Raw genomic sequence first — 12,003 nt, 5'->3', positions numbered from 1 at the left:
CTCCTACACTGTATACCAATGTATTTCTGAACGACTCCAGCTCCTGACGGCAGTCGACAAATATTATCCTGGTTCCATCCTCACAGTCCGCTACCCTGTATCTGTATATATCCGTAAATCCACTGTCTGAACCGTCCCCAAGTATCTTCAAAGCATACGACTCGGCTTCCGATTCATCAACAGCAGCTATATTGTCAAGGCTGTAGGACTCAACAGCCCCATCACTTACGACCACGGAGAAATATCTTGTCTGAAATGGTGTCTCCGGTGAGAACTTATCATTGCTCTTGCCATCAGGCTTATCAGGTGGCTGGGAATCCGCATTGGTCTTAACCTTCTCTTTCAGAAAATCCCTGCGGTCAAACTGTCCATTATTATCCACCAGTTCACTTAAGGTATCATCCGCCCTTGAAACCATGCGGGCATAATTTGCTATGTTGAGAATGCTCATTATGACAAACAGCACTCCAAATGTGGATGCCATTGCCGCAAATATAAATCTTTTTCTCAGATTCTTTATCATGTTCTATCCTCTTCCTTATACTCAAGTGTGTATCCCTGATTCCTTACTGCCTTAATGGACACCCCTGAGCCTATCTGACTGAGTTTCTTCCTGAGATACGAGATATTGACCCACACAACACTGATCTCCGTATCCGTGTCATAGCCCCATATCTTCTCCATCATAAGCTCTGCTGATATTATCGCATTCTGATTTGCCATCAGCAGTTCCATGATCTGATATTCCTTGTTCTGCAGCTTTACGCTTCCACCAGATGAACTGAGCTCATAATTCAGGCTGTTTAACGTGCAGTCGCCATACTTCATCTCCGTGCTGACCGCCTCACTCTTTCTTCTGGTTATCGCGCGTATCCTTGCCAGGAGTTCCTTTGTCTCAAATGGCTTTGCAAGATAATCGTCCGCCCCTAGATCAAGGCCGTTGATCTTGTCATCAGTCTCAGCCTTGGCCGTGAGCATAATGACCGGAACATCGCAGCCCTCAGCCCTGATCTTTGACAGCACGGTAAAGCCATCCATCTTTGGCATCATGACATCAAGTATGACTCCGTCATACACCCCTGCCATAATGTAATCATAGGCATCCTGTCCGTTATACACAGCGTCCACTGAGTAATTGTTGTGCTTCAATATAACCTGAAGCGCGCTTGAAAGCGCTTTCTCATCCTCCGCAAGAAGTAATCTCATAACCTTATCTCCGTCTCATATTATTATGGTCTCCACCAGATATCACGCAAACCATCTATAATTCGTATTATACCCCTCAAGCTTAAATAAAGCTTAAACCTTCATGACATCAACAATTGTCTGGACAAGTCTGTCTATATCTATAGGCTTGGCAAGATGGGCATTCATACCCGCTTCCCTGCCTCCACACCGTCAGGCATAAGGTCGACCAAAAGCCCGGATGCCGATTCTATGTGTCCCTGCTCGTTACTCAGCTCGTTTGCGATCATCTGAACCGCAATTACATAGATTATATTTTATACAGTGCTGGATATCAACAGAAACAGACAATAAAAAAGCCCCACGGCCAGCTCAAAAGCCAACCGCAAGGCAATTATTCATATATTCAGATACGGGATATGATTAAACGTTCATCTGCTTAGCAACCTCGGCTGCGAAGTCCTCGTTCTTCTTCTCCATTCCCTCTCCAACCTCGAAACGAACGAAGCTGGCGATCTTGAGATCCTTGTTAACTGACTCAAGGTACTTGGCAACTGTCTGCTTGCCATCCTCAGCCTTAACGTATACCTGATCAAGAAGGCTGATCTCCTTAACCTGCTTTGAGATACGTCCCTCAACAAGACCATTGAAGATCTTATCTGCAACGATAACATCCTTATCAGCTATAGCAAGCTCTGCAAGCTGTGCCTTTGCCTCCTTTGAAAGGAAGTTGAATAAGAAGTTCATGTTGCTCTTCTTCTCTTCGTAGATAGCTACATCCTCTGCGCTCCATACGCCGTCAACAGCCTTTGCGATAAGCTTGTTAAGGATTGGCTTTGGAAGTGTATCAGGTGCATTAAGTGCACTGTCAACTGTGATCTCCTTAAGCTTAGCCATAGCGTCTGCTGAGATATCAGCTCTGCTGATGTACTGTGGGTTCATAGCTGCGATCTGCATAGCTACGTTCTTGAGTGCTTCCTTAGCAGCGTCATCGCTTGCGCCGTTACCAGCTACGATAACACCGATTCTTCCATTGCCGTGTAAGTAGTCAACTACTACATCGCCTGAAAGCTTCTGGAATCTACGGAATGATAACTTCTCTCCGATTGTTGCTGTCTTATCAACAAGCTCTTCCTTAAGACCATTCTCTCCGAGAAGTGCCTCAACATCCTCGCCATCCTTGCCACCAACAAGTGCTGAAGCAAGTGCCTGGTCAGCTATCTGCTGAACAAATGTCTGGAATATCTCATTCTTAGCAACGAAATCTGTCTCTGAGTTAACCTCAACAACAACACCTGTTGTACCATTAACTGCTGCACGGCAGATACCCTCTGCTGCGATTCTGCTTGCCTTCTTCTCAGCCTTAACTGCACCGCTCTTACGAAGTACATCTACTGCTGCTTCCATATTACCATCAGTCTCTGCAAGTGCCTTCTTGCAATCCATCATACCGGCACCTGTGAGCTCTCTTAACTCTTTAACCTGAGCTGCTGTGATTGCCATTTTATTTCTACCTCCGAATATTTGTTATAATTACTCCTCTGTAGTCTCCTCAGCCTCTGCCTCATCTACTGAATCAGCATCAACACCCTGCTGAGCCTCGATAACAGCGTCTGCCATCTTTGAAACGATAAGCTTTACAGCTCTGATAGCGTCGTCGTTACCAGGGATTACATAATCAAGCTCCTCTGGATCACAGTTTGTATCAGCGATACCAACAAGCTTAATTCCAAGTGACTGAGCCTCCTGGATACATATTCTCTCCTTCTTAGGATCAACAACGAAGATCATGTCTGGGATTCTCTTCATGTTCTTGATACCGCCAAGATTCTTCTCGAGCTTCTCCATCTCCTTCTTGATCTGGATAACTTCCTTCTTAGGAAGAACGTCAAATGTACCGTCCTGCTCCATCTCCTCGTACTTCTTAAGAGTAGCGATTCTTGTCTGGATTGTCTTGAAGTTTGTAAGCATACCTCCAAGCCATCTCTCATTTACATAGTACATACCGCAACGCTCTGCCTCGCTCTTGATTGAGTCCTGAGCCTGCTTCTTTGTACCAACGAAAAGGATTGTTCCACCGTTTGCAACACAATCACCGATTGCATTGTAAGCATCGTCAACCATTCCTACTGACTTCTGAAGATCGATGATGTAGATACCATTACGCTCTGTGTAGATGTATGGCTTCATCTTAGGGTTCCATCTTCTTGTCTGGTGTCCGAAATGTACACCTGCCTCTAATAACTGCTTCATTGAAATAACGCTCATTTTTTCTACCTCCATGGTTAAAATCTTCTGCCGGCATCAACTCTTTGGACCACCCGAGCACAGGCACCACGCCAACTATCAACCAGCATGTATATTTGTTATGCGCACTCACGCAATCGACATTGTAACACAAAAAAAAAGTGCATTCAAGCACTTTTTTCTGAAAATATATGTTTTATAAGAAGTATTCTGTCTGCCGGTCCGTGTTCTATTTTGCTCTTGTCCTGATGCTGTTTATTATATATGAAACACTGGCTACAACAAACAGAAGATAACCGACCGCAAGCTCACCCCAGAATGAACTCATAGTATCTGCAGCATCCAGCACATCATACATACTCTTATAACAGTCAAAGAAGCTCACATCATATCCATAATCACTAAATTCCTGATATAATTCCATGCTGACACTCAGTCTCTCTGAAATGTATATCATTCCTATACACAACACTACGCAGATTATTATGCCCTTCAGGTCAAGTTTCTTTCCAAACTTGTTGTACCCCATCATGGCACATATGACCATAACCGCTCCTGATATGCCTGCGATATAACCAAGCTTATACACAACAAGCCAGAGCACAACTCCGACCAGTGATCCAAGAAACGCTCCTACCAGTCCTGCCAGAACATTTGATCCGGAACTCTTTGCTTTTTTCCCCTGTGGATTCATAGTCTCCTGATCGTAGCCCTGGCCATATGGCTGACTCTGTCCATACATCTGGTTCTGTCCATACATCTGGTTCTGGCCATACTGTGGATTCTGACCATACATCTGGTTCTGGCCATACTGATGATTCTGACCGTACTGCTGTCCCGGATAATAGTTGTCCGTCTGTGAGGCAGCTCCACTATCCGGTTCAGCCGGATTGTTATACCGGTACATAGGACTGGTCTCACTGTGAGTTATTCCAAATTCATTCGGTACATACTGCAAGGCTGCCGGATTTGGCGCAAACGGATCCATACTACTACTACCACTACCCGCACTGAAACGCTGTCCCGGATATCCCATCTCCTCATTATTCATATTGTCTCCCATAATTGATTACTCCTCCCTTTTCTCGTATCTTTACTGATTACCTAATAGGATCCACACTATTCCACCGTTTGTCTCATTTCCGGTAAATGTGTATGTTCCAGGTACAAGACTCTCAGAATATCCCGATCTGAGAAGCCAGTCGTAATACTCATCTGCATCCCTGATGCCTATCTGTCCAAGCAACTGGCATATCTCGTATGCTGATGTGCCGGCTCCAAATGTGATCTCTCCGCCGCCATTGTCATACTTGATGGCACTCGCTTTCACAGCCTCTGTCGCCGCCTCGGTAGTCTTATTTGTGCTGCTTCCTGAACCGGTCTGTGAATTCTTATCCTCTGTATAGCCGTTGTCCTTGGCAGATGGAACTCTCTCTGTCTTATCAGAAAGGCCTCCGTTGTTATCTGTTGTGCCGGTTCCATTTGACTTGTCGGAGCTTCCGGTCGTACCACTGTTGCTTCCACTGCCGCTCTCTGCATCGCTCTTGCCATTTTCTGACTTGCCTGTCTCTGTTGTAGTCTTATCGGCATTGGCATTCTTTTCCGTGGTTACTTTCTCTGTCGTTGTCTTTTCTGTCGTCTTATCCTCGGTCTTCTTCTCTGTTGTCGTCTCTGTGGAAGAATCCTCTGTGCTCTTATCCTGCTGCTGACTTACGACCGCCGTCTTGCCCTGACCTGAATCAGTTTTTCCGGCATTTCCAAAATTAAACGCAACAGTCATGGTAAGTGCTCCTATCACCAGCCCTGTACCAAGGCCTCTGAAATAACTTTTTTTATACATAGCTTACCTCCCGGACTGATTACTGTTTGTCAGCCTCATTGATCTTGTCTATCATAACCTTAGCCTCTCCAACTCCTATTCCAAGTTTGTTTGCGATCTCCATGATGCTGAGTCCCTTCTTGTGCAGATCTGCAACCTGTGACTCTACATCTGTGCCTTCATCCCATATATCAACAACCTTGTTCTGAGCGGCTTTCTTCTTTTTTCTCTTCTTTGAACGATTGTTTCTAGATCTGGCAGCATTGTTATTCTCAGCGATCGCTGCGGCTGCCTTCTCAGGATTTTCAGCCTCTACCACTGTAAATGCACTGTCTGTTACCGGTGCATCCTCCACACTGACTGCTTTCTCGGCAGCCTCTGCATCTGCAGCAGCCTCAGTGCTGCTCTCTGACTCGGTATTCTCTTTCTGCGCTTCACCCTCGGATGTCTCCGACTTATCATTGTCAGCGATACCGTCTGTCTTTACGTCATCTTCTGCTTCTGCTTCAGCATCAGCTTTAGTCTCAGCTCCATCTGCTGTCTCTGTCTTATCTGCTGCCTGAGAATCATTTTCTGACTGAGCTTTCTCTGCATCCGGCTCAGTCTTCTCTGATCCGTTATCTGCCTCCGCAGGCTCTGACTCGGAAGTATCTACAGTCTCAGGCTCATCGTATGTCACAGGCTCTTTCTCGCTGGTATCATCCGGATCATATGCCTCGTATGCATCCTTAAGGCTCTGGTTGATGTAATCTATCATCTGCTTCTTGGCCTTCTCTGACAACTGTTTCTCACAAGCCTCAAGCTCTGTCTGCATCTTCTTCTTTGCAGCCTCTATACCCTCCTCGTATGCCTTGACTGCATCATCTATCTTCTTCTGGGTATCAGCCTGGGCTGTCTCATTTGCCTTGACTGTGCCGGCTCTGAACTCATCCAGCTCCTTCCTTGTGCTGTCCATGAGCTCACTCATTTCCTTCTTTGAACTCTCTCTCATCTCAGCAAGCTCTTTTTTCGATGACTCCCTGACCTCATCAAGGCCCTTTTTCATGTCTGATTTCACAGCTTCGCCCTGTTTCTTCAGCTCATTCTTCTTCTTCTCTACAAGGCTGTCACAATACTCATCAAGCTTCTTCTCCAGATTCTCCCTGCTCTCATCCATCACAGAATTCTCTGTATTCTCTTTTGGACCGTCAGTGAGGAAAAAGCTTACTATCACTATCGCTACACCTACTATCAATGTCACTATTGCCGGTATCATATATGTTTCTCCTTTTCGATGTATTTATAATTCTGTTCTCAGGCATTCTTCAGTTCATCAAACACCACATCATTCAGCACTTTTATGTACGTGCCCTTCATTCCCGATGATCTCGCCTCGATAACACCTGCGCTCTCAAACTTTCTGAGTGCGTTCACTATAACCGATCTTGTTATGCCTACCCTGTCTGCGACCTTGCTTGCCACCAGTATTCCCTCTTCGCCGTCAAGCTCGGAAAAAATGTGTTTGATCGCCTGCAGCTCTGAAAACGACAGAGTGTTGATTGCTGATCTCACTATGGCCAGCTTGCGGTTCTCCTCAGCATTCTCCTCATTGAGCGCCCGCATCATCTCAAGTCCCACAACGGTGGTTCCATATTCGCCAAGAATGATGTCATCTATATCGTACTCAGTCTGAAGTCTGTACAGAAACAGAGTTCCAAGTCTCTCTCCTGCTATATCAATAGGAAGGAGCAGACCATGATACTTGTCTATATCCTTTCCATCAAATCCAAGTGTCGTCAGATTAACATTCTCCTTAGTGGACAGGACGAGAAGAAGACGCTCGTTGAGCATGTTGTCTATGAGACTTCCTACCTTACCCTCAATGAGCTCATGGATCTCCGGAATATCCTCTCTGTTCTTGAGTCCGAGTATCTTGCCCTTCTTGCTTATTACCATCACGTTTGAAGCAAGAATGTCGCTGAGCACATCACAAATGTCATTAAAAACAACCTTATGTGAATTGTTATTGTGCAATAACTTGTTGATTTTTCGTGTTTTATCTAACAATTGTACACTCATAAGTTATCCTCCATTTTTTTATGTAACAAAAAGTATCTTTTGCTCGAAATATTATGACTATTTGTGATTCTACCACAACAAGATTGACATAACAACCATATTTTATGTAAAGTTGTCCTAAAAACAAAGATTTAAGAAAGTGTTGATTTTACTGGATTTTTCAGCCACAACATATAGTGGTCAGTCTTTTTTTCGACACAATTTTAATAATTATGACAACCATACACTTCTTTTAATTTTTCTACAATTCAACAAAAAAACAGACAAATTCACTAATTGTCTCCAATCAGGAATCTGTCTGTCACATATCTTATATCTTAATTATTTATCAGCAGTCTCCGCCGCCTTGTTGTTGCAGGTATAACCACACTCCTGATCTGAGCATACCAGCTTATTGCCCTTTACTATCATGTACTTTCCACATTCAGGACATTTCTCATTGCTTGGCATTGCCCATGACATGAAATCACACTCAGGTGCATTGATACATCCATAGTATCTTCTGCCCTTTCTCGTCGTCTTGATGACCACGTCTCCGCCACACTTAGGACAGGTAACACCTATCTTCTCGTAGAACGGCTTTGTAAATCTGCACTCAGGGAATCCAGGACACGCCAGGAATTTGCCGTGAGGACCATACTTGATGACCATGTTTCGTCCGCACACGTCACACACTTCCTCGGACACCTCATCCTCTATCTTGATGGACTCAAGTTCTGCCTCCGCCTTCTTCACCGCCTCGTCGAGATCCGGATAGAAATTGCGGACAACCACTTTCCAGTCCACGGTTCCCTCTCCTATCTTATCGAGAAGAGACTCCATGTTAGCCGTGAAATTCACATCTATGATAACCGGGAACGCCTGCTCCATGCTCTGGTTAACCGCATCACCTATGGCTGTCACATATAACTTCTTCTGTTCCTTCGTTATATATCTTCTCGCAAGTATGGTCGATATGGTTGGAGCATAGGTACTTGGTCTTCCAATTCCAAGCTCCTCCAATGTCTTGACAAGCAATGCCTCTGTATATCTTGCAGGCGGCTGTGTAAAATGCTGTTTCTCCTCAAAGCCGTCAAGCTCCAGCACATCGCCCTCAGCAAGATTGTTGATTCCCGCAACTGTCTCTCCTCTGTCATTGTCCAGATTGTATACAGCAAGGAATCCGTCAAATGCTATCTTTGATGCGGATGTCTGGAATGTCGCATCGCCGCAGCTTACCTTTACACTCTTGACAGAATATACCGCCCCCGCCATCTGGCTTGCAAGGAAACGATTATATATGAGCTGATACAGTCTGAACTGATCCCTTGAGAGCTGTTCCTTTACCATGACCGGTGACAGAGTCACATCTGTAGGTCTGATAGCCTCATGAGCATCCTGTATCTTCTTGTCTGTCTTGGCGCGTCCATTTGAATCGCCAATATATATATCACCGAAATTGTCCGTTATATATTTGTCAGCAGCAGCAACTGCTTCCTCTGATATTCTAGTGGAATCTGTTCTCAGGTATGTTATGAGACCTATCGTTCCACGGCCCTTGATATCAACTCCCTCATAGAGCTGCTGTGCGATCCTCATCGTCTTGGATGTCGCAAAATTGAGCTTCGATGAAGCCTCCTGCTGCAGCGTACTTGTTGTAAATGGCAGCGGTGCCTTCTTGTTTCTCTCACTCTCTTTTATGGACTTTACAACGTATTCTCCATCTTGAAGACCGCTGAGTATCTCATCGAGTGCCGCTCTGCCTGATATCTCTTCCTTATTCTTACCATCTCCGGTAAACTTGAACGTGATAGGCTTCTTGAGCTTGCCGCCGGTCAGATTTGCGTCCAGTGTCCAGTATTCCTGCGGGATAAAATCATTTATCTCCTTCTCCCTGTCACACACGAGCTTGAGTGCAACAGACTGTACACGTCCGGCAGAAAGACCTCTCTTGATCTTTGCCCAGAGAACCGGGCTGATCTTGTAACCAACAAGTCTGTCGAGCACTCGCCTCGCCTGCTGGGCATCCACAAGGTTCATGTCTATGTCCCTTGCCTGCTTTATAGAATTCTTTACCGCATTCTTTGTGATCTCATTGAACGTAATTCTCTTGTAATCCTTATTCTCCAGCTTAAGTGCTTTCATCAAATGATAGGATATAGCCTCTCCCTCACGGTCCGGGTCAGTTGCGAGATAGATCTTGTCGGCCTTCTTAACCGCTTTTCTCAGAGCGGCAAGGATATCACCTTTACCCCTTATAGTGATATATTTGGGCTCGAAATCATTATCAACGTCTATTCCCATCTGACTCTTTGGCAGATCTCTCACATGGCCATTCGAAGCAATCACCTCATAGTTTGATCCAAGAAACTTTTTTATTGTCTTAGCTTTAGCTGGAGACTCAACAATAACAAGATTTTTTGCCATAGCTATCTGTCCTTTCTGTAGGTTTCCTGTAATTCTTATCATCCCAGAGCATCTTCCGGCAGTGTTCATTTTCATGGTCAGGCTCTGACATAATAATTTCTTACCAACTGTTTTATCAATCTTTTCTGTTCTAATTCATACAATATCTGAGTCACCTCAGACACTGAAATCCCAGTCTCGAAGCATATATCATCTATATGCCTTGATTCCAAACGTACACAACTATACACTTTTTTCTCTGCAGGCGCAAGTAAATTTTTGTTAAATGCCTTTGATTCAGCTCGGTTTATGCCCATTTCATCAAGTATATCCTCCACCTGTGTGACACACACCGCCCCCATTCTGATAAGTCCGTTACAGCCTCTGCTGCCCGAATCCGTGATTCTCCCGGGAACAGCATACACTTCCCGCCCCTGCTCCAGCGCCTGGTCCGCAGTGATCAGAGAACCGCTTTTTTCCCTCGCCTCAACGATGAGCACCCCGGACGAAAGTCCACTGATTATCCTGTTCCTGTACGGGAATCTGAAAGCATCCGGTCTTATGTCAAGCCCACATTCCGACAGCACTACTCCGCCGCCATTTCTTATGTCGTGATATATATCATAGTTCTCCCTCGGATACGGAACATTTATACCACTTCCGAGCACAGCCACAGTCTTTCCTCCGGCCTTCATGGCAGCTCTGTGCGCAGCGCCATCTATTCCCAGTGCCATTCCACTGACTATAGTAACCCCTGATGCTGCAAGCTCCCCCGACAGCCTGTCGGCAGCTTCCCTTCCGTACACAGAGGCCTTTCTTGCCCCTACCACCGCAACCGCAGGGTCCAGATCCGCCAGCACATCCACATCCCCTGCTGCAAACAGAAGCATTGGGGGATCCGGTATATCATACAGCTTCCCGGGATACAGCTTATGTCCCGGATAAATATATGTAATGTCATTTCTTCTAAGCTCCTCTGCATATGCCGCAACTTTCCCGGCATCTCTGTGTTCAAGGAATCCGTCAGCCTGAGCCTGTGTGAGTTCATCCCGAAGCTGTTCCTCAGAAGTGTTCCACAGTCCTCTTATACCTCCGTATTTCATGGCAACGTTCATCTTCACAGTGTGAGTCATCCTGCTTATCATCCCAAACCAGAGATAAAGTAATTCCTCCGTCATGTCACACACCTCCCTGAATGTCCGCATTTCTGAAGAACACCGCTTCTCTCAGGTGTTTTATCCCGACCTCAGGATCTCCATCGAGATCCGCAATAGTCCTGGCTATCTTGAGTACCCTGTATGCTCCTCTCGCAGTCATATCCATATCGGCAAAACAGTCCTCCATGAAATTCTTTGCCTCGCCGTCAAGCACTACATATTTACTGCATAATGCCGAATCCATCTGGGAATTGAACCGTATATTTTCACCGCTGAACCTTTCACTCTGTATCCTCTGGGTCCTCAGCACACTCTCCCTCATTTCTGCTGAATTCTTCCCTGTCCGGCCACCAAATAACTGTCTGCAGTCCACCTTCCTAACATCCACATTTATATCTATCCTGTCAAGCAGAGGCTTGCTTATCCTGGCATTATAATTCCTGATCTGCCTGACCGTACATGTACACCTGTTCATATCCGGGTACTGTCCGCAGGGGCATGGATTTCTCGCCGCAACCAGCATGAAGTCCGCAGGAAATCTGTATATTCCACCAAGCCTTGATATACTGACCTCACCGTCCTCAAGGGGCTGTCTCATGACCTCGAGCACGTTCCGGTTAAACTCCGGCAGCTCATCGAGAAACAGCACACCACCGTGTGCAAGACTTATCTCTCCTGGTCTTGGATTATGCCCGCCGCCGGACAGGGCATGCAGGGATATCGTATGATGAGGTGCCCGGAATGGACGGCGGTTTATTATATGACAGGATTCATCCAGAAGCCCCGCCACACTGTACACCTTCGTTATCTCTATACTCTCCTCAAGGCTGAGTCTCGGAAGTATCGTTGGGATACGTCTGGCTATCATGGATTTGCCTGCCCCGGCGGGGCCTGTCATGAGTATGTTGTGCATTCCCGCCGCGGCTATCTCCACTCCACGTTTAAGGGATTCATGCCCCATTACCTCAGAGAAGTCCACTTCAGCTTCATCCCCTGACGTATCCAGCATGGCTTCTACATCAACATATTCAGGCTCTATGGTCTGTATACCACTCAAGTGATCGACCAGCTCTCCTATACTTGTGACCGGTATAACAGTCATCCCACGTATAATGGCGGCCTCTCTGGAATTCCCCGCCGGCACTATACAGC

10 protein-coding genes and 1 pseudogene are annotated in these 12,003 nt (G+C 45.9%); all 11 read right to left on the bottom strand.

Features of this window, described 5'->3' with window-relative positions; translation table 11 throughout:
* Nucleotides 1-523, bottom strand: a pseudogene (locus tag ABUA34_RS12400) (hypothetical protein); the annotation flags it as partial.
* Nucleotides 520-1,206 (bottom strand): response regulator transcription factor, encoded by a 687-nt coding sequence (locus tag ABUA34_RS12395; protein ID WP_055272742.1) that lies wholly within the window; start codon nucleotides 1,204-1,206, stop codon nucleotides 520-522. The gene ABUA34_RS12395 and the pseudogene ABUA34_RS12400, both read right to left, overlap by 4 nt.
* Before the next feature lie 402 nt (nucleotides 1,207-1,608).
* Entirely contained in the window at nucleotides 1,609-2,688 is a 1,080-nt protein-coding gene (gene tsf / locus ABUA34_RS12390) for a translation elongation factor Ts (RefSeq protein ID WP_055144099.1), read from the bottom strand.
* 30 nt (nucleotides 2,689-2,718) lie between these two features.
* Entirely contained in the window at nucleotides 2,719-3,453 is a 735-nt protein-coding gene (gene rpsB / locus ABUA34_RS12385) for a 30S ribosomal protein S2 (protein WP_055144098.1), read from the bottom strand.
* A gap of 208 nt (nucleotides 3,454-3,661) precedes the next feature.
* Nucleotides 3,662-4,495, bottom strand: coding sequence for a hypothetical protein (locus tag ABUA34_RS12380; RefSeq protein WP_161171734.1), 834 nt, complete (start codon nucleotides 4,493-4,495; stop codon nucleotides 3,662-3,664).
* Between the two features lie 30 nt (nucleotides 4,496-4,525).
* Nucleotides 4,526-5,272 carry a hypothetical protein gene (locus ABUA34_RS12375; protein ID WP_118757641.1) on the bottom strand — a complete coding sequence of 249 codons (747 nt, stop codon included), beginning with the start codon at nucleotides 5,270-5,272 and terminating at the stop codon, nucleotides 4,526-4,528.
* Between the two features lie 19 nt (nucleotides 5,273-5,291).
* Nucleotides 5,292-6,506, bottom strand: coding sequence for a DUF6115 domain-containing protein (locus ABUA34_RS12370; RefSeq protein WP_161171733.1), 1,215 nt, complete (start codon nucleotides 6,504-6,506; stop codon nucleotides 5,292-5,294).
* 38 nt (nucleotides 6,507-6,544) lie between these two features.
* Nucleotides 6,545-7,309 carry a GTP-sensing pleiotropic transcriptional regulator CodY gene (gene codY, locus ABUA34_RS12365; RefSeq protein ID WP_022216094.1) on the bottom strand — a complete coding sequence of 255 codons (765 nt, stop codon included), beginning with the start codon at nucleotides 7,307-7,309 and terminating at the stop codon, nucleotides 6,545-6,547.
* Nucleotides 7,310-7,630: 321 nt separating this feature from the next.
* On the bottom strand, nucleotides 7,631-9,715 hold the full coding sequence (gene topA, locus ABUA34_RS12360; RefSeq protein WP_055223980.1) for a type I DNA topoisomerase: 2,085 nt from the start codon (nucleotides 9,713-9,715) through the stop codon (nucleotides 7,631-7,633).
* A gap of 77 nt (nucleotides 9,716-9,792) precedes the next feature.
* Entirely contained in the window at nucleotides 9,793-10,872 is a 1,080-nt protein-coding gene (gene dprA, locus ABUA34_RS12355) for a DNA-processing protein DprA (protein WP_055279883.1), read from the bottom strand.
* Between the two features lies 1 nt (nucleotide 10,873).
* Nucleotides 10,874-12,003: YifB family Mg chelatase-like AAA ATPase (locus ABUA34_RS12350; protein ID WP_349823407.1), on the bottom strand; the 1,130-nt coding region annotated here is incomplete at its 5' end.

Source organism: Coprococcus sp. RTP21428st1_C9_RTP21428_210409 (assembly GCF_040227395.1).
In the GTDB taxonomy this organism is placed as follows: Bacteria; Bacillota; Clostridia; order Lachnospirales; family Lachnospiraceae; genus Coprococcus; species Coprococcus aceti.
This window is presented reverse-complemented; position numbering and strand designations above follow the sequence as displayed.

Bases quoted from the DNA above. Each gene is read 5' to 3' on its own strand.
- topA (WP_055223980.1), bottom strand. From the start codon at position 9,715: ATGGCAAAAAATCTTGTTATTGTTGAGTCTCCAGCTAAAGCTAAGACA.
- ABUA34_RS12395 (WP_055272742.1), bottom strand. From the start codon at position 1,206: ATGAGATTACTTCTTGCGGAGGATGAGAAAGCGCTTTCAAGCGCGCTT.
- codY (WP_022216094.1), bottom strand. From the start codon at position 7,309: ATGAGTGTACAATTGTTAGATAAAACACGAAAAATCAACAAGTTATTG.
- dprA (WP_055279883.1), bottom strand. From the start codon at position 10,872: ATGACGGAGGAATTACTTTATCTCTGGTTTGGGATGATAAGCAGGATG.
- ABUA34_RS12380 (WP_161171734.1), bottom strand. From the start codon at position 4,495: ATGGGAGACAATATGAATAATGAGGAGATGGGATATCCGGGACAGCGT.
- ABUA34_RS12375 (WP_118757641.1), bottom strand. From the start codon at position 5,272: ATGTATAAAAAAAGTTATTTCAGAGGCCTTGGTACAGGGCTGGTGATA.
- tsf (WP_055144099.1), bottom strand. From the start codon at position 2,688: ATGGCAATCACAGCAGCTCAGGTTAAAGAGTTAAGAGAGCTCACAGGT.
- rpsB (WP_055144098.1), bottom strand. From the start codon at position 3,453: ATGAGCGTTATTTCAATGAAGCAGTTATTAGAGGCAGGTGTACATTTC.
- ABUA34_RS12370 (WP_161171733.1), bottom strand. From the start codon at position 6,506: ATGATACCGGCAATAGTGACATTGATAGTAGGTGTAGCGATAGTGATA.